General features: G+C 62.8%; 18 protein-coding genes and 1 other RNA gene. 12 read left to right on the forward strand and 7 right to left on the reverse strand.

Translation table 11 applies throughout. The features are described from left to right. Nucleotides 1-5 precede the first annotated feature (5 nt). Together RHP72_RS11295 and RHP72_RS11300 are read left to right on the forward strand one after the other, a co-directional pair. Nucleotides 6-1,151, forward strand: a complete 1,146-nt coding sequence (locus RHP72_RS11295) for a histidine kinase (protein ID WP_311094696.1) — start codon at nucleotides 6-8, stop codon at nucleotides 1,149-1,151. Then, nucleotides 1,148-1,786 (forward strand): response regulator transcription factor, encoded by a 639-nt coding sequence (locus RHP72_RS11300; RefSeq protein ID WP_311094697.1) that lies wholly within the window; start codon nucleotides 1,148-1,150, stop codon nucleotides 1,784-1,786. Before RHP72_RS11295 ends, RHP72_RS11300 begins: the two co-directional genes overlap by 4 nt. On the opposite strand, the gene RHP72_RS11305 is transcribed toward RHP72_RS11300, so the two are convergent. From RHP72_RS11305 to RHP72_RS11315, 3 genes are all read right to left on the reverse strand, one after another. Then, a complete protein-coding gene (locus RHP72_RS11305; RefSeq protein ID WP_311094698.1) occupies nucleotides 1,780-3,318 on the reverse strand; it encodes a multicopper oxidase domain-containing protein in 1,539 nt (512 codons plus the stop codon). The two genes, RHP72_RS11300 and RHP72_RS11305, sit on opposite strands and share 7 nt — an antisense overlap. A gap of 136 nt (nucleotides 3,319-3,454) precedes the next feature. Next, nucleotides 3,455-4,237, reverse strand: a complete 783-nt coding sequence (gene hisN / locus RHP72_RS11310; protein WP_064112620.1) for a histidinol-phosphatase — start codon at nucleotides 4,235-4,237, stop codon at nucleotides 3,455-3,457. Between the two features lie 19 nt (nucleotides 4,238-4,256). Beyond that, nucleotides 4,257-4,751: a carbonic anhydrase gene (locus RHP72_RS11315; RefSeq protein ID WP_007731285.1), complete on the reverse strand. Its 495-nt coding sequence runs from the start codon at nucleotides 4,749-4,751 to the stop codon at nucleotides 4,257-4,259. A gap of 109 nt (nucleotides 4,752-4,860) precedes the next feature. Here RHP72_RS11315 and prfB point away from each other — a divergent pair, with 109 nt between their 5' ends. The 7 genes from prfB (at nucleotide 4,861) to RHP72_RS11350 (ending at nucleotide 10,511) form a co-directional block, all read left to right on the forward strand. Then, a complete protein-coding gene (gene prfB / locus RHP72_RS11320; protein ID WP_003942364.1) occupies nucleotides 4,861-5,967 on the forward strand; it encodes a peptide chain release factor 2 in 1,107 nt (368 codons plus the stop codon). A 22-nt stretch (nucleotides 5,968-5,989) separates the two neighbouring features. Beyond that, nucleotides 5,990-6,874: a mechanosensitive ion channel family protein gene (locus RHP72_RS11325; RefSeq protein ID WP_003942304.1), complete on the forward strand. Its 885-nt coding sequence runs from the start codon at nucleotides 5,990-5,992 to the stop codon at nucleotides 6,872-6,874. After that, nucleotides 6,871-7,356: a hypothetical protein gene (locus tag RHP72_RS11330; protein ID WP_007731286.1), complete on the forward strand. Its 486-nt coding sequence runs from the start codon at nucleotides 6,871-6,873 to the stop codon at nucleotides 7,354-7,356. Before RHP72_RS11325 ends, RHP72_RS11330 begins: the two co-directional genes overlap by 4 nt. 71 nt (nucleotides 7,357-7,427) lie before the next feature. Then, a complete protein-coding gene (ftsE, locus tag RHP72_RS11335; RefSeq protein WP_020969258.1) occupies nucleotides 7,428-8,108 on the forward strand; it encodes a cell division ATP-binding protein FtsE in 681 nt (226 codons plus the stop codon). An 81-nt stretch (nucleotides 8,109-8,189) separates the two neighbouring features. After that, complete coding sequence (gene ftsX, locus RHP72_RS11340) at nucleotides 8,190-9,095, forward strand: permease-like cell division protein FtsX (protein ID WP_003942367.1); 906 nt, start codon at nucleotides 8,190-8,192, stop codon at nucleotides 9,093-9,095. Between the two features lie 76 nt (nucleotides 9,096-9,171). Further along, on the forward strand, nucleotides 9,172-9,645 hold the full coding sequence (gene smpB / locus RHP72_RS11345; protein ID WP_003942330.1) for an SsrA-binding protein SmpB: 474 nt from the start codon (nucleotides 9,172-9,174) through the stop codon (nucleotides 9,643-9,645). Nucleotides 9,646-9,653: 8 nt separating this feature from the next. Beyond that, nucleotides 9,654-10,511 carry a DMT family transporter gene (locus RHP72_RS11350; RefSeq protein WP_075832889.1) on the forward strand — a complete coding sequence of 286 codons (858 nt, stop codon included), beginning with the start codon at nucleotides 9,654-9,656 and terminating at the stop codon, nucleotides 10,509-10,511. A 36-nt stretch (nucleotides 10,512-10,547) separates the two neighbouring features. Here the strand turns inward: RHP72_RS11350 and RHP72_RS11355 are convergent, their stop codons facing one another. Then, nucleotides 10,548-11,132 (reverse strand): helix-turn-helix domain-containing protein, encoded by a 585-nt coding sequence (locus RHP72_RS11355; RefSeq protein ID WP_007731290.1) that lies wholly within the window; start codon nucleotides 11,130-11,132, stop codon nucleotides 10,548-10,550. Between the two features lie 65 nt (nucleotides 11,133-11,197). Here RHP72_RS11355 and RHP72_RS11360 point away from each other — a divergent pair, with 65 nt between their 5' ends. The 3 genes from RHP72_RS11360 to ssrA all read left to right on the forward strand — a co-directional run bounded on the left by RHP72_RS11360 (nucleotide 11,198) and on the right by ssrA (nucleotide 14,177). Beyond that, nucleotides 11,198-12,145 (forward strand): NAD(P)/FAD-dependent oxidoreductase, encoded by a 948-nt coding sequence (locus tag RHP72_RS11360; protein ID WP_311094699.1) that lies wholly within the window; start codon nucleotides 11,198-11,200, stop codon nucleotides 12,143-12,145. A gap of 20 nt (nucleotides 12,146-12,165) precedes the next feature. Beyond that, nucleotides 12,166-13,740: an SDR family oxidoreductase gene (locus RHP72_RS11365; RefSeq protein WP_161120862.1), complete on the forward strand. Its 1,575-nt coding sequence runs from the start codon at nucleotides 12,166-12,168 to the stop codon at nucleotides 13,738-13,740. A 66-nt stretch (nucleotides 13,741-13,806) separates the two neighbouring features. Next, nucleotides 13,807-14,177, forward strand: a transfer-messenger RNA (tmRNA) gene (gene ssrA, locus RHP72_RS11370). A gap of 104 nt (nucleotides 14,178-14,281) precedes the next feature. Here ssrA and RHP72_RS11375 read toward each other — a convergent pair. From RHP72_RS11375 to RHP72_RS11385, 3 genes are all read right to left on the reverse strand, one after another. Continuing rightward, nucleotides 14,282-15,262, reverse strand: a complete 981-nt coding sequence (locus RHP72_RS11375) for an alkaline phosphatase family protein (RefSeq protein WP_003942284.1) — start codon at nucleotides 15,260-15,262, stop codon at nucleotides 14,282-14,284. A 101-nt stretch (nucleotides 15,263-15,363) separates the two neighbouring features. After that, the gene (locus tag RHP72_RS11380) at nucleotides 15,364-16,647 is read right to left on the reverse strand and encodes a DUF222 domain-containing protein (protein WP_311094700.1); all 1,284 of its coding nucleotides are present in this window, start codon (nucleotides 16,645-16,647) and stop codon (nucleotides 15,364-15,366) included. Between the two features lie 109 nt (nucleotides 16,648-16,756). After that, entirely contained in the window at nucleotides 16,757-17,578 is an 822-nt protein-coding gene (locus RHP72_RS11385) for a GNAT family N-acetyltransferase (protein WP_080961234.1), read from the reverse strand. Nucleotides 17,579-17,592: the final 14 nt, after the last annotated feature.

Genomic DNA, 17,592 nt, shown 5'->3' on the forward strand with positions numbered 1-17,592 from the left:
GAGGGGTGAACCGGACAGAGGTGCCAGATCGGATACAGCGGTACGTGCGCTACACGCCGTTGGTGGTGGTCCCGTGCCTGCTGATCGCCAGCACGTATCCGGGGGAGTATCGAGTTCCCCTCACCTACTGGATTCTGTCGATGCTGTCGGCGCTCGCCTTCGCCGTCGGCCGTCGATGGCCGGTCTTCGCGTCCCTGGTCATCTCGGCGCTCGCCGTTCCGATGTTCGTCGCCGACGCCTGGGGGCTGTCCGAGCTTGTTCCGTATCTCGGGGCGGTCGCCGTCGTCGACGTCACGATGCGGGCCGAGCGTAGAGAAATGGTTGCCGTATCGGCAGCAGGATGGTGCGGTTCGGTGCTCGCGGGTATCTGGTTCGAATCTCACGAAGCGTTCTGGTCTGTCACGACGGCTGTGAAAGTGCTTGCGTACGTGGGGTTGCCACTGCTGCTCGGGCTGTATCTACGCTCGCAGCGTGAATTGGCCGCGAACAATCTTGCGCAGACCCGCGCTGCGGAGCGCAGTGCGCTCGCCCGCGAACTGCACGACCTGGTTGCGCACCACATGGCATCGATCGTCCTGAGAATCGGCGTGGCTCAACATGTCTTGGCGCCCCAGGACGAGGCCGTGCGTGAGGTCCTCGCGGATGTGCGTGGGACTGCGTCCGATGCGCTGGCCGATATCCGTCGCCTCCTGGTCGCACTTCGTGATCCTTCGCTCGGTGAGGTCGCTCTGGTCGAGCCGGATGCCGTCGAGGCGGAAATCGAGGCGGCGATAGATCGTGTGCGTGCGGCGGGTTTCGAGGTGCAGGCAGTCTTCGATGCCCAGGAGAATGTCGAGTCAGGCGCAGCCGATCTCGACGCGATCGGGAGGCTGACGTTGTTGCGGGTGATTCAGGAATCACTGACCAACGTCATGAAGCACGGCGACAAGAAGGGGCTGGTATCGGTCTCGGTCGGTCGCGAAGACAACCGGGTGCATGTCAGGGTTGTCAACGACGTCGAGGGGTCGTCTCGGAGTGCAGGTCATGGCCTGGTGGGAATGCAGGAGCGTGCGGAGTTGGTCGGCGGCGAGATGACCGCCGGCACCAACAGTGACGGGAAATGGGAAGTGCACGTGAGTATTCCACTCGTTGTCTCGGGCGGTGTCTCGTGATCAGCGTGCTGATCGTCGACGACCAGCGACTTGTGCGCGCCGGTTTGCGGATGCTGTGCGCGGCAGCCGAGGACATGACCGTGGCCGGTGAGGCGTCGAACGGCGTCGAGGCGCTAGCGCTCGCTGCAGAATTGGATCCCGACGTGATTCTGATGGACTTGAGAATGCCCGGGCTGGACGGGATCGGCGCCACCCAGCAGATCGTCAAGGCCGGTCGTCGAGCGCGCATCCTCGTGCTGACCACCTTCGACGACGACGATCATCTGTATCCCGCACTCGCCGCGGGGGCTTCGGGATTCTTCGTCAAGGACACCGAACCCGCCGAGTTGCTCGGTGCCATTCGGCGGATCGCCGAGGGTGAGATGGTGTTCACTCCGGAACTTCTCCGCCGCGTTGTGGATCGAGCGGTGATCGGTGGTATCGCAGACACTGCTGTGACGGACAAGGTTCCGTTGACCGATCGCGAATCGCAGGTCCTCGCGCTGGTGGCAGAAGGGAAGAGCAATCAGGAGATCGCGGACACGCTGCATCTGGGTGTGACCACGGTGAAGACACACGTGGCGAACCTGATGTCGAAGACCGGTTGCGACAATCGGGTTCGCCTCGCTGTGTACCACTTGCAGAACTTTCAGTGACCGGAGTGCGAACCAGACGAAGGCATCGGCATGTCCATCGGCATGTCCATCTGCATCGGAGCCGCCTTCTGTCCCGGTTCGAGGACGAGGAATTGGCCCATCATCCCTTGGTCCTCGTGCATCAGCAGGTGGCAGTGGAACATGTACGGGAAGGTGGGATCGGTGTACTCGGACCACTGCAGTGCGACGCGAACCCTGCTGCCCGGCGGTGTGTAGACGGTGTCCTTGAGTCCGCGCAAGTGCGGCGGGGGAGTGCGACCGTCGACGTCGAGGATCTGGAACTGTACGTCGTGGACATGGAAATTGTGTGGCCAGTTGTCCTTGTTGGTGATCGTCCACACCTCGGTCGCGCCGACCTCGGCCTCGAAGTCGATGCGGTTCATGTCCATTCGTTGCCCGTTGATCATGTACCACTGCAGATCGAAGGTTCGGGAAACGCTTGCCTTCGACGGATCCAGACTCGGCAGTACGGCCAACTGCGCCGGGAGAGTCGACCGTGACGCGCGGCTGGCAACGCCCCGCAGTTCGAGGATGTCGAAGCGGTCGTTCATGCCGAAGTTCTCGGCGTCGGAGGAACTCACGCCACCGCCGTCCTCGATCGGGAACGACACCAGTGTGGTCGTCGCACCGGGGTCGACGCGAACCACGATCTCGGCTCGTTCGCCGGGGCTGAGCTGAATCCGCTTGATCGCAATAGGTGATTCGAGCAGTCCGCCGTCGGTGGCAATCAGATCGAAGGTGCGGTCGTCGGGGAACCCCAGGTTGTAGAGACGGCCGGAAGAGCCGTTCAGAATGCGTAACCGGACGACCCCGGTGGTGACGTCGAGGTAGGCGTCGGAGATGCCGTTGGTGACTATCGTGTCGCCGAGCAGGCCTATGTCGGTCGGATCCGATTCGTCGAAGCTGCCGTCGGCGAGGAATCGACGATCCTGGATGATCAGCGGAACATCGTCGACACCATAGGTTTTGGGGATGTCCAACGCCCGCGTGTCGGCGTCGTCGATCAGGAACAGTCCGGCGAGACCGCGCTGCACGTGCCGTTCGGTGGATCCGTGCGGGTGTGGGTGATACCAGAGCGTCGACGCCGACTGGCCGATCGTCCACGCCGGTTCCCAGCGTCCGCCGGCTTCGATGGTCTGGTGCGGGCCGCCGTCGTATCGGGCGGGCAGATGCATGCCGTGCCAATGGACGGTCGTGGGCTCTGCCAGTGTGTTGTCGATCGTGAATGCGACAGATTCTCCGCGTTCGGCGCGGACGGTCGGCCCCAGAATGGATCCGTTGAAACCCCAAGTGTCGGTGAGTTTTCCCGCGACGATCTCGGTGGTCCCGGCACCGGCACGAAGTGTGAAGTGGCGAACACCGGCGTCGTCGACGGTGGATTCGGCAAGCGGTGGAATCGGTAGCGGACGCGAAGTTCCGGCCACCGCCAACGTGGCGCTCTTCGCTGCCGGGTCGGCGCCGCAGCCCACCGCGAGCCCGAGGGGCGCTGCGGCCAGACCGAACAGAATCGTGCGCCTGGAAATCCGGTTCATCGTTCTCCTGGAAGTAGTGCGTGATCAACTACTTCCAGTCAACGGGCCGAGATGTCGTGCCGAATCCTGCCGACGGGCCTGTCGGAACTCCTCCCTCGGACCCTTGCGGCGGGTGGGATGTTCTGGTACTCGGGTGTTACCGCAGGCGGGCCAGAACGTCTTCGTGCAGCAGTCCGTTGGTGGCGACCGCGCTGCCGCCGTGCGGACCTGCGCCGCCGTCCAGATCGGTGAACGCGCCGCCGGCCTCACGGACCAATACGTCGAGCGCTGCCAGATCCCACAGGGAAACCTCGGGTTCGGCAGCAATGTCGACGGCGCCTTCGGCCACGAGGCAGTAGGAGAAGAAGTCCCCGTAACCGCGCACGCGCCAGACGTGGTCGGTGAGTTCGACGAACTGATCGCGAATTCCGCGGTCCTTCCACCCCGAGAGGCTCGAGAAGCTCAGGCTCGCTGACTCGCTGCGATCGACGGCAGACACCTGGATCGCCCGCGCGTCACCGTCTCCGAATGACGTATGTGCACCCAAACCTGTTGCAGCCCACCATCGCCGATTCAGTGCAGGTGCGCTCACGACGCCGATGACCGGGACGCCGTCCTCGAGCAAGCTGATCAGCGTGGCCCACACCGGTACGTTGCGGACGAAGTTCTTGGTCCCGTCGATGGGGTCGACCACCCACTGTCTGCCCTCGAAGACTGCGTCGCCGCCGAATTCTTCGCCGAGTACGGAATCCGCAGGACGATGCTCACCGAGCGTCGCGCGCACTGCTCGCTCGACAGCCAGATCGGCGTCGGAGACGGGGGTGAGGTCCGGCTTGTCGTCCACTCGAAGGTCGAGGGCGCCGAAGCGGGCGCGAGTGATCGCGTCAGCCTCGTCGGCGATACGGAGGGCGAGTGCGAGGTCGGATGCGCGATCGGTCACGGGTACACAACCTACCGGCTCAATCGGGGAGGACCTCGTTCAGCTTTCCGGTTGCGACGTCGAAGACGAATCCGCGTAGGGAGGTCGTCGCGGTGACGAACGGACTGTTCTCGATGCGCTTCAACGACTGACGGACGTCCTCGTCGATGTCGGGAAACGATTCGGCAGCCCAATTTGGTTTGATGCCGATCTCGTCCTGGATGGATCGCTTGAAGTCGTCGTCGGTGAACGTCAGCATTCCGCAGTCGGTGTGGTGGATGAGGATGATCTCGGTAGTTCCCAGCAGACGCTGGCTGATGGCCAGGGATCGGATCTCGTCGTCGGTGACGACTCCACCCGCATTGCGGATGACGTGCGATTCACCTTCCTTGATTCCGAGCACCCGATAGACGTCGATGCGGGCGTCCATGCAGGCGAGTACGGCGACGTGTTTGCTGGGTGGGAGGGGGAGCGGTCCGGTGAACTGCTCGGCGTAGGCGGCGTTGTTCTGCAGGTATTCGTCGGTGACAGTCATCGTTCCAGTAGGTTCCCTCGGAGCGAGGTTGGCAAGGCTTCCAGTCCCGGTGATCCCAATACGTGACGGGCGGCAGGGCCGAGGTCGGCACCCGGTAGCCTTGAGAACCGTGCATCCCGACGTAATTGCAGACCTGAACGCCCTCGACACCACCCTTCGCACCTGCGAATCGGTTGTGGACGTCGAGGAGCTGCGCCGACGCATCGACGAGCTCGAGCACCAGGCAGCCGACCCGGGTCTGTGGAACGACCAGGAACACGCCCAGCAGGTCACGAGCCAGCTCTCCCACGCGCAGGCCGAGCTGCGCCGGATCGTGGCACTACGCGAGCGACTCGACGAGATGCCGATCCTCTACGAACTGGCAGAAGACGAAGGCCCCGACGCGGTGGCCGACGCCGACGCCGAGCGCGCGAGCCTGCGAGACGACATCGCGGCGATGGAAGTCAAGACCATGCTCTCGGGCGAGTACGACGAGCGCGACGCGCTCATCAACATCCGCTCCGGTGCCGGCGGTATCGACGCTGCAGACTGGGCCGAGATGCTCATGCGTATGTACATCCGCTGGGCGGAGAAGCACGACTACGGCGTCGAGGTCTACGACACGTCGTACGCCGAAGAAGCCGGACTCAAGAGCGCGACGTTCGCGATCAAAGGCCCGTACACGTACGGCACGTTGTCCGTCGAGATGGGCACCCACCGGCTCGTTCGCATCAGCCCCTTCGACAACCAGGGGCGCCGTCAGACGTCGTTCGCCGAGGTCGAGGTACTGCCGGTCGTCGAGACGACCGACCACATCGAGATCAACGAGAACGACATCCGCGTCGACGTCTACCGCTCGTCCGGTCCCGGCGGCCAGTCGGTCAACACGACGGACTCCGCCGTTCGACTCACGCACATCCCGACGGGAATCGTCGTCACCTGTCAGAACGAGAAGTCGCAGCTCCAGAACAAGGTGTCGGCGATGCGCGTCCTGCAGGCAAAACTGCTCGCGGTCAAGCGTCAGGAAGAGCGCGCCGAGATGGATGCGCTCAAGGGCGACAGCGGCAGCTCGTGGGGCAACCAGATGCGCTCCTATGTTCTGCATCCGTACCAGATGGTCAAGGACCTGCGTACCGAGTACGAGGTCAACAACCCGTCGGCAGTGCTCGACGGCGACATCGACGGGTTCCTCGAGGCCGGCATCCGCTGGCGCATGAGCGAGAACCAGTCCGCATAGCGTTCGGATACCGAAAGGCACGATGACTTTACTTCGACCTGGGCAGAACCTGCTCGATTGGCTTCAAACCACCGGTTTGTCCGTCCTCATGACCGTGCTCGGGGCGATGATTCTCGCCCGGTTGGTCAGTTGGGGAGGCAACAAGGTCACCGACCAGATCGACTCCAACTATCAGTTGGGCGATGCGCTGGTTCGTTCCGAGGCGACCAAGCATCGTCACTCGGTCGCGCAGGTCATCACCTGGGTGGTCATCACGTTCATCTACGTGATCGCGACGCTGAAGGTTCTCGACCAACTGAACCTGCCGATCGGAAGTCTCGTCGCGCCGGCGACCGTTCTCGGTGCGGCGCTCGGTTTCGGTGCACAGCGCGTCGTGCAGGACATTCTTGCCGGTTTCTTCATCATCACCGAACGTCAGTACGGCTTCGGTGACACCGTGCGACTTGCGATCACCGGCTCCTCCGACGACGCCGAGGGTGTCATCGAGGACGTGACCCTGCGCGTGACGCGGATGCGAAACTCCGACGGCGAGGTCATCACCGTTCCCAACGGCCAGATCGTGAAAGCGACCAACCTGTCCAAGGATTGGGCACGCGCCGTCATCGACGTTCCGGTTCCGGCGACCGCCGATCTCACCCGGGTCAACGAGGTGCTTCGCCAGGTCGGAGTCGACGCGATGGCCGACCGCGGACTCAAGAAACTGCTGCTCGACGAGCCCACGGTCATGGGCGTCGAAAGCCTGGAGGTCGATCAGGTCAACGTGCGGATGGTCGCGCGCACACTCCCCGGCAAACAGTTCCAGGTCGGACGCGCTCTTCGCGTCCGCGTCGCCGCAGCACTGCGACGTCAGGGGATCACGGTGTCACCGGATCTACACACCGTACGGACCGAGGAGGCGAGCGAATGACCGATCAGGAACCGCGCCGCGGACTCGACCGACTGTTTCACCTGGACTGGCTCCCGTCCCGGATTTTCGGCGGCCGGATGCGAACCTCTACCTTCATTCTCATCGTGGCGTGGATATTGACGTATCTGTTGCATACGTATCTCAATCCTGAGGACCCGACCGCAGTGACACCACCGCCCAGCGTGGACACGTCGCAGACCGAGCCTTACGTCGCGCCCTCGGTCAAACCGTCGACGACGACCCCCGTGCCGTCCTCGACCGAGCCGACGACTACGTCCGAGACCCAGTCTCCGGAATCGAGCACGGGCAGCTCAGGTTCTCCGACGCCGACTTCGGGTCCCGCGCCTGCGCCGGGCAACGCCGAACAGTCCGCGACGACGGTGCCGACCACTCCGGCGACGACGACCGTTCCCCAACCTGGCGCGGCGATGCAGGCACCGACGTCTGTGCCGCAGTCACCCGCGACCACCGGTACCGGATAAGGACGAGGGTGCTCGCGCGTGGCGCCAAGGTCACCGTTAGATAACGGCTAGACTGGCTAGTTGTGATCAGCATGAAGAATGTGTCGAAGTCCTACAAGGCCTCCACCAGGCCGGCGCTCGACAAGGTCAGTGTGGAGGTGGAGAAGGGGGAGTTCGTCTTCCTCATCGGCCCCTCCGGCTCCGGCAAGTCGACGTTCATGCGGTTGCTGCTCAAGATGGAGTCGCCTACGTCCGGCGACATCGAGGTCGCGGATTTCCACGTCAACAAGTTGGCGGCCCGCCGCGTGCCGAAGCTTCGCCAGAGCATGGGCTGTGTGTTCCAGGACTTCCGCTTGCTTCAGCAGAAGACGGTCTCCGAGAACGTGGCCTTTGCGTTGGAAGTCATCGGCAAGCCCCGCAACGTCATCGCGCGCACTGTGCCCGAGGTTCTCGACATGGTCGGTCTGGCCGGCAAAGCCGATCGACTGCCCACCGAACTTTCCGGCGGTGAGCAGCAGCGCGTCGCCATCGCCCGCGCATTCGTGAACCGCCCTCTCGTGCTGCTCGCCGACGAGCCCACCGGCAACCTGGACCCCGAAACGAGCCAGGACATCATGCTGCTGCTCGAGCGGATCAACCGCACCGGCACCACCGTCGTGATGGCGACCCACGATCACCACATCGTCGACTCCATGCGTCGACGCGTCATCGAACTCGATCTCGGCAAGGTGACCAGAGACGAAGCGCGGGGTGTGTACGGCGTCGGCAGGTAGCGCCGACTACGACCACACGTCCCGTACGCCCACCGGTTGTCGTGAAACAACCGGCCTCTCGAAAAGGAATCGGATTCCCCGATGCGCGCCAGCTTTATTTTCAGCGAAGTCCTGACCGGCCTACGCCGCAACATCACGATGACCATCGCCATGATCTTGACGACGGCGATCTCCCTCGGACTCTTCGGCGGTGGTCTGCTGGTCGTGCAGATGGCAGGCAAGACCCAGCAGATCTTCCTCGAACGAGTCGAGGTGCAGATCTTCCTGACCGACGACATCTCTTCGGCCGATCCCGGTTGCGAGCAGGAGATCTGCAGTTCGTTGCGCAAGGAACTCGAGCAGACTCCGTCCGTCGTCGCGGTTCAGTACCTCAACCGCGAAGACGCCGTGAAGGACGCCACCGAGCGCGTGTTCAAGGACCAGCCCGAACTGGCAGCCCTGGTGAGCCCGGACAGCTTCCCGGCGTCGTTCAAGGTCAAGCTCAGTGACCCGGAGCGGTTCGGCGTCATCAACGACACCTTCGGTTCGAGGCCCGGCGTCGAGAGTGTGCTCAATCAGCGCGAGTTGGTGGACCGACTGTTCAGCGTGCTCGGTGGAGTGCGCAACGCAGCGTTCGCGATCGCGATCGTCCAGGCGATAGCGGCCATCCTGCTCATCGCCAACATGGTCCAGATCGCCGCGTTCACGCGTCGTACCGAGGTCAACATCATGCGGTTGGTCGGCGCGACGCGTTGGTACACCCAGCTTCCGTTCCTCCTCGAAGCCGTCGTGGCGGCCTTGATCGGTGCGGTGCTCGCCATTGCTGGACTGTTCACGGCGAAGAACGTCTTCATCGACGGGGTCCTGTCCGACGTCTACGAAGCGAACATCGTGGCGCGGATATCCAACAGTGACGTGCTGTTCGTCTCGCCGATCCTCGTACTTGCCGGTGTCGGAATGGCCGCGGTGACGGCGTACGTGACGCTGCGTCTGTACGTCCGCGAATAATCGGTTTGCACGAGCTTCTATGCTGGAACAGCAAGAACCATTCGACGGCAAGACAGCGGACTGAGAGGCCCGGACAGTGAAGGAAAAGGGCCGCAAGGTCATTGCGACCAATCGCAAAGCACGCCACAACTACACGATCATCGACACCTACGAGGCCGGCATCGCTCTCGTCGGGACCGAGGTCAAGAGTCTGCGTGAAGGCAAGGCGTCGCTCGTCGACGCGTTCGCCACGGTGGACAACGGCGAAGTGTGGTTGCGCTCGTTGCACATTCCGGAGTACACGCAAGGCACGTGGAACAACCATTCGCCACGGCGTACCCGAAAGCTCCTGCTGCACAAGCGTGAGATCGAGCACCTCGTCGGTAAGACCCGCGAGGGAAACCAGACGCTGGTCCCGCTGTCGATGTACTTCAACGACGGCAAGGTCAAGGTCGAACTCGCACTGGCAAAGGGTAAGCAGGACTACGACAAGCGCCAGGACATGGCCAAGCGCACCGCCGAGCGCGAGGTGACCCGCGAGCTCGGTCGTCGTATCAAGGGCATGCGCTGACCTCCATCCTGCTTGCCCTCGTGGCGGCAGTTGCCTACGGAGTCAGCGACTTCGTCGGGGGAGTTGCGTCACGACGAGTTGCCGCACTGCGTGTGGTGATCGTCTCGTATCCGCTCTCGCTCGTCATCGTTCTGATCGCAGCACCTTTCGTATCCGGGACGCTGACGCTGAACGGTTTGATCTGGGGCGCGATCGCGGGCGTCACGAGTGGTCTGGCGGTCTGGTGGTTCTATCTCGCGCTGGCAACCGGCCCCATGTCGGTGGTCTCGCCGCTGACAGCTGTTCTGGTGGCGGGCATTCCGGTGCTCGTCGGCTTCGCTTTCGGTGAGCGGCCGGGGTTGATCGCGTACCTGGGTATTGCCGTCGCGCTGGTCGCCGTCGTCCTGGTCAGCCGCGAGTCGCCTGACGACACCGCGGGTGAGGTTGCCGGCGGAATCACCCTCCGCTTCACCAGACAAGTGGCTCTTCTGACCGTCGGAAGCGGTGGCGCATTTGCGCTCTCGTTCATCGCACTTCACCAGATCGGCGAGGGCAGCGGGCTGTGGGCGTTGGCCGTATCTCGAGGCGCCGCGACCGTCGTGGTGTGGTTGGTCGCGCTGGCGGCCGGTCACTTCGTTCTCCCACGAGGCGAGCCACTCAAGCTCGCGGTGTACGTCAGCGTCCTCGACGTCGTCGCGAACGGGACGATGATCTACGCCTTCCAAGGCGGAATGCTCTCACTGGTCAGCGTGATCGGTTCGCTGTATCCGGCTGCGACGGTTCTGCTCGCCATGGTGATGCTGGGCGAGCGGGTAAGCCGCGTGCAACAAGCGGGAATGCTGTTGGCGCTGGCGGCAGTCGGCATGATTGCCGTCGCGGGCGCCTAGATTTTTTCGAGTTCCAGCGTTTTCAGTCCTAGCGTTTCAGCCGCGTCTGTCGGCCGGCGCTGCGCGTAGGTGAACCCGCTCGCCTTGTTTTCCGAAGAGGCTGATCGCCTCGGCCGGCCGGCCGTCGGCAGCACTGATGCGGTGCGGGATGTGCGTGTCGAACTCGGCGGCCTCGCCCGCGCCCATGATGAAATCCCGATCGCCGAGTTGGAGTCGGATGCGCCCGGACAGAACGTAGACCCACTCGTAGCCCTCGTGGGATCCCGGTTCGCGATCGTCGTCGGTGGGCGAGATGATCATCTTGTAGGCCTGCAGATTGCCGGGTTGACTGGTCAGCGGAATGACCGTCATACATCCGACCGTTCGAGGTTCTTCTCGAACGCGGGGGTCCTTGATCTTGCTGTTCACCAGGTCGTCCAACGGGACGCCGTGTGCCTTGGCAATCGGCAGCAGCAACTCCAAGTTGGCTCGGCGAGTACCGGATTCGAGTCTCGACAGTGTGCTGACGCTGATGTCGGTGGTCTCCGACAAATCGGCCAGGGTCATGTCGGACTGTTGGCGCAACGCACGTAGGCGAGGGCCGATGCCGGCTAGTACGGCTTCGAACGATGTTTCGGTCATGCACTCATTTTGCCAAAGTGGCAACAGTGTTTGTCAAGACTGCGTTCTCTTGTCATTCTGGATTCATGACGCAGAACTCATTCGACGTAGCAGTAATCGGAGCCGGTGCGGCAGGCCTCAACGCCGCACTCATTCTCGGTCAGACACGCAGGTCCGTGATCGTCTTCGACAACGGATCGCCACGGAACGCGGCCGCCGACCACATGAACGGATTCCTCTCCCGTGACGGCATGAACCCGGCAGAATTGTTGACCATCGGCCGAGGTGAGGTCCGCAAATTCGGCGGCGAGTTCCATGACGGCACCGTTGTCTCCGTGACACGGGACGGCGAGAAATTCTCGGTAGAACTGGCTGGCGGCAGCAAGATTCAGGTGCGCAAGGTGCTTGTTTCGACGGGTCTGACGGACCGCCTACCGGTAGAACTCGAAGTCTTCGGCGAGCGTTGGGGCCGCGATGTGTTGCACTGCCCGTACTGCCACGGGTACGGCGTGCGTGATCAGCCGCTCGGCGTGATCGCCAAGAGCGCGGAATTTGCGATGCACCAGGCGCTCATGGTTCGCCAGTGGTCCGATGACGTGGTTCTCTTCCTTCGTCGCATCACCGAACTGAGTTCCGAAGATCGGGAAAAGCTTGCGGCTCGCGGTATTTCGATCGTCGAGGGTGAGGTTGCCGGTCCCGTCGTCGAGGATGATCGGTTGGTGGGCGTGCGGTTGGCCGACGGCAGTGTGGTCGCGCGTTCGGCGGTCTTCGTCGGTGGCGCCCTCACGATGGACCCCAACGATGCGATCTTGCGCGCATTCGGTGCGCAGCGCGCCGAGACGATGATGGGCGATTTCGTCACAGTCGACATGATGGGGGCCACAAGCGTGCCCGGCGTGTTCGCCGCGGGCAATGTCGTGGACCCGGGTGCCCAGGTCATCATGGCCGCAGCCGCCGGGGCGAAGGCCGGAGCGGGGATCAACATGATGTTGACCAACGACGACCTCGGGGTTGCACTCGCGCTTCGCAGTTGAATTGTGCGTAGCGTGGGGTGATGGACGCAGTGAGAGTGTTGATCACGGGTGCGACCGGATACATCGGCGGACGTCTTGCCCCTCGCCTGGTCGAAGAGGGTCATCGAGTTCGAGTGGTGGTGCGCAGCCCGGAGAAACTACGCGATGTTCCCTGGCACGATTCCGTGGAGATCAAGCGCGGGGATCTGACCGACAGTGCCACCCTCTCAGGTGTTTTCGATGATATCGACGTGGTCTACTACCTCGTTCACGCCATGGGTGGGGGAGGGTCGTTCTCGGATATCGACAAGCGAAGCGCGGAGAACGTCGCCGCCGCTGCCCGCGATGCGGGGGTGCGACGGATCGTCTACCTGGGCGGGCTTCATCCCTCCGACCGAGAGTTGTCGACTCACTTGCAGTCCCGGCTCGAAGTCGGTCGGATCCTGCTCGACTCCGAGGTTCCGACGGTTGTGTTCCAAGCTGGAGTGGTGATCGGATCGGGTTCGGCGTCCTTCGAAATGGTGCGCCACTTGACCAATCGGCTTCCGGTGATGACCACACCCAAGTGGGTGCACAACAACATTCAGCCGATCGCGGTGCGTGACGTACTCCACTATTTGATTGCAGCCGCGGCGACGACGCCGGAGGTCAACCGCGCCTTCGACATCGGTGGGCCGGATGTCATGCAGTACGGCGAAATGATGAACACCTACGCCGACGTCGCTGGATTGGTACGCCGACGCATCCTCGTCCTGCCCGTCCTCACCCCGCGTCTGGCAGGTCACTGGGTGGGATTGGTCACGCCGATCCCACGAGGTTTGGCGATGCCCCTGATCGAATCCCTGCAGAACGACGCGGTGATGCACAATCACGACATCGACGGCTTCATCCCGCCTCCCGCCGAGGGCCTCACGCCGTATCGAGAAGCGGTGCGACTGGCACTTCGAAAGATCGACACCGGTGAGGTGGAGACGGCGTGGTCCGGTGCAACGATCGCGGGCGCTCCATCCGATCCTCTTCCATCCGACCCGGATTGGGCCGGCGAAGCGGTCTACGTCGATCATCGCGAACGTGACTGCGCGGCGGATCCGAAAACCCTCTGGTCGGTGGTCGAGTCGATCGGCGGCGAGAACGGTTGGTATTCATTCCCTTTGGCGTGGGCCATTCGGGGGTGGATGGACCGCGCGGTCGGTGGTGTCGGACTGCGCCGGGGCAGGCGGGATCCACGCCGGCTCAACACGGGCGAAGCCCTGGACTTTTGGAGGGTCGAAGAAATCGATCGAGGCAAGTTGCTCCGATTGCGCGCCGAGATGAAGGTCCCGGGCGGAGCATGGTTGGAGTTGCGAGTATCAGAAGGCCCAGCCGGTGCCGACGGACGGCCGGTGGGTTCCCACCTCGATCAACGCGCGGTCTTCTTCCCTCGCGGGCTCGCGGGTCGGGCGTACTGGTATTCGATCCTGCCTTTCCACGGAGTCGTCTTCCAGGGGATGATCACCAACATCACCGGTGCCGCCGAGCGTGAGATGGCTGCGGTGCAGGAAACGGGTGCAGTGCAGGAAGCGGGTGCAGTGCAGGAAACGGCTGGGCCGAAGGACACGGAAAGTGCCGCCGATTAATTGGTATGACTTCCGAACTTCGGCGCGTTATAGTGAATAGCCCCACGAAAGACGCGGGGCACACACGGGGCTGAACGGTTTCGACTGCGTGTGTTGAGTTAGGGGAAGCGTGTCGGTGCAGGCAAGAGACCACCGTAAGCGTCGCTGCAAACCTATAAGCGCCGATTCCAATCAGCGCGACTACGCTCTCGCTGCCTAAGTAGCGAAGCGTGTCTGTCAGCCCGGGGTTGCCCTCGACCCGGTTCCTGGCATCAGCTAGAGGGCTTTACTGTTCGGCTCGGTCACGGAGTCGGATGGGACATCAAACAGTGACTGGGATCGTCATCCTGGCTTGTTCGCGAGACTGGGAGATCCAAGTAGAGACTTAGCGAACTGCACACGGAGAAGCCCTAGCGATTCAACGTAGGACCCGGGTTCAATTCCCGGCAGCTCCACAACAGGTCGGGCCGGAGAGCACACGCTCTCCGGCCCGACCTTTTTGCTGCCTTTTTGCTGCTGTCTTGCTGCGGCACTCTGCTGTGTGGCCCGGGCCTTCTTGCGATCAGGAGCCGAAGAATCCCAGGTCGACCGAGCCGACGAAGCCGGGAGCTTCCTTGGCCAGCGGCTTGCCGTCCAGATCGGCAGGCAATGCAACGCCCAGGCTCTTGAGGATTGTCGGGGTGATGTCGGCGATCGTGTACGAGTCTGTGTTCTTACCGGCCGCGTATCCCGCGCCGCGTGCTATGACGAATGTCGTTGCTTCAGCGGGTGTCTGACCGCCGTGCCCACCGGCGGGCTTGTGCCCGTGATCCGCAGTGACCAGTACAGTCCACTTCTCGCCGGTCTTTGCTGCGCGCTGATCGACGGCATCGACAATCTTGCCCACCTGAGCATCGACCGAGGCGATGGACTCTTCGTACGCAGCGCCGTTGGTGCCGCCGCTATGTCCCGCGCCGTCCACCTGATCGAGTTGGGTGAAGATCAGGTCAGGTCCCTTGTCTGTGATGTCGCGGGCGACGGCGTCTGCCGTCGCAGCGTCGGTGGCCGCTCCGGAACCTGCATCGGCCGTGGTGACGACAACGTCGGCTTTCGGTGTCCCACTGGAGGCGATGTTGTCGATGCCGCCCCAGGTGGAGATCGATTCGGTGAGGAGGGAGGGCTTTGCTGTTTCCAGCCGGGTGAAGACGCTCGGGTAGAGGTCGAAGCGGGCGCCCGCGTACGTGTTGTCCTTGACTCCGTGCTTGGTATCCCAGACTCCGGTCAGGATGGTCGACCACGACGGTCCGGAGATGGTGGTGTGGCCGAGGATGGAAGATTCTCCGCTGGTTCCTTCGGCGATCAGCTTCTGGAGGCGGGGAGCGTCGGCGGTCTTGATGTGGCTGAGCATGGTGCCGTCGAGGCCGATGACAACTGTCTTCTCGGCGGCCGACGGATTGAGGTCGGATGATCCGGGAATTGCTGCAGCGGTTGCAGTTCCGGCTGCTACCGCGCCGGCGAGGAGGAGTGTGATGGCGGCTGAGGTGCGTGCGATTTTCTTGGTCACGCTAAGCATCTTGCGATAGGACTAGACCAATTGCACTACCTGGATGTGAGGGTTGTCCTGTTGTTCACGGCAGATTCAGATTGGACTAGACCAATGTTTCCTCAGGCGGCCCAACCGTCGAGGATGACGCTGACCGCGTGATCGAGGTGAAGGGGCTCGCCGTCCCATCTTGGGATGATCGCGTCGTCGGGTATGTCTCCGCGCAGTAGGCCATCAGCGAATCCCTCGGTCGGTGGTGCTGGGTCGATGACGTCACCATTGGCGTAAAGGAACTCGAACTTCTGCTCGCCGAGAGCAGTGATCGTGAACTGGCCGTCATGCAGCGCGCGGTGGCAGGTGCCGCACAGCATGATCAGATTGTCCAAGTCCGTATTTCCGCCGCGTCCCCAGAATTTCACGTGATGTGCGTGTAAGAAGCGAGTCCGCCCGCAACCCGGTGTGCGGCAACATTCGTCGCGGTAATTCAATGCCAGCATTTGTTTGGCGCTGACGACGCGGGTCCTTCGGCCCAGATTCAAAACGCATCCCTCCTTTGTCGTTCCCAGGCGAAGTTTCGCGTTGCAGAGCACTTCCTCGGCGGCACTTTGGGGGAGCGCGGGTCCACTCGGTACACGGACGGTGTTCGCTTCGTGGAAGAACACAACTTCGTTCGCGGCGGCCTTGGACGTGCGGTCTGTGACTGCGGCGGTGGCGAGCTCTGCCATCGCGACGAGTCCTGGTCCAATATTTCCGGCCGGGTTCTTTGTAGCCTTCTCGTCGACAGGGCGGATGGCAGCGGTTCGGGTGCGTTCACGTTCCGCCACCGCCAACGCTGCGAGGATTCGGGCGCCGTCCTGTGCGGGCAGGCGTCCTTTGATGACAAACTCGCCCGTATCCGAGTCCCAATGCCAGCGGACCTGAAGATGTTCGGGCGCTTTGCTTTTGCCGGATTCATTGTCGGTTGCTTTACGCAGACCTGCGGCGAGACGATCGATCTGGGCTGCGGGCGCCTCGCATCCGAACCGAACCATCTGCTTTTCGTTTGACGGCGTGGTGACCCGGGTGAGTGCGCGAACCTTCGAGTAGGACAGCCGGCCTTGCTCGAAGGCCTTCCGCATCTCGGGCAAAGGTCGGAGCGCTTTGGCGACGCGAACATATTCCCTGCCGGTGTGCAGGCTCATTCCACATTTCCACGACAGCCAGTGGGCGCATGAATGCAGTCCAGGGCCGGACCAGCCGCGGTCTTCGTCGAACTTCGACAGGAGGGTGAGGAATCGAGCCGTGGCCGCGGCGATCTGGCCGGCGAGAGCGCAGATTTCGGAGCCGAGTTGCTCTACGTCGCTTCGGGTGGAACCCTGCGTTTCTTCATTGATCAGTGCTGCGGTATCGGTCAGTTCTGCGTTCATCGTTGCCCCCGGCGCGTGTCCGACATTGTTTCGAATGTAGGTTCGATAATAGATGCCAGTACCGACACACATCCGTGGATGAGGACGGAAAGCGTCCCCGCGGGGACGTCTAACCGCTGCCGATCGAGTACTCGGCGTAGGTACCGACATCCTCGAAGCCGACGTTTCGATAGAGCTGTGCGCCGTCGCTGGACGCCTGAAGTACAGCGGTTCGGGCACCTCGCTCGCGGGCGATGTCGAGTGCGGCAAGGGTGACCGCCGAGCCGAATCCGCGTCGGCGCGCCGTTTCGAGTGTGACGACCCCATACAGTCCGGCGACGTCGGCGGCAAAATGGACCTCGGCTCCGGCGACAGGCTGGGAGTTCGCGTATCCCACGACAAACGAACTCCGCGAGCGCTCATCGAGGATGTCATCGGCGGTGTCTTCGAAGAAACGTATTACTGCGGTTGAGGGCGGCGACCAATTGGCGGCCATCACGGCGGCGTAGTCGGCGAGCTGCGAACGAGTCGTCACTCGCTGAACGCACAGTTCTGAGACAGGCGTTGGGCGTGGGACGACGTCCAAGTCTGCCGTCATCGCTCTTTCTTCCTCGGAGCGCACGCAGCCGAGGGCTGACAAGCGAGCGCCGAGGTCAGAGGGCTTGTCGCGCGGACCTGTCCACCAGGAGAACGGACGACCGGTTGCTCGAAGCCACGCGAGTACGTCGAGTAGTCGTCGGTCTTCTTCCGGGCCTTCAGCAGCAGGTACAGCGAAGCGCGCACCAGCGATGATGTTGAAAGTGTCGTCGGTGAGGCCGCTGTCTGCGACGACAACATCTGCAGAGACCGTGACCGATCCCGTCGGCAAGTGTTCATGCAGGTGGCAGGCATGGGATACCAAGTTGGCGTCCATGGCGTCGAGGACATCGCCGACGAGTGCTTCACGATTCACAAAAGAAATTCTAC

It is taken from the genome of Rhodococcus sp. SG20037, assembly GCF_031763325.1.
GTDB classification, from domain to species: Bacteria; Actinomycetota; Actinomycetes; order Mycobacteriales; family Mycobacteriaceae; genus Rhodococcus_F; species Rhodococcus_F qingshengii.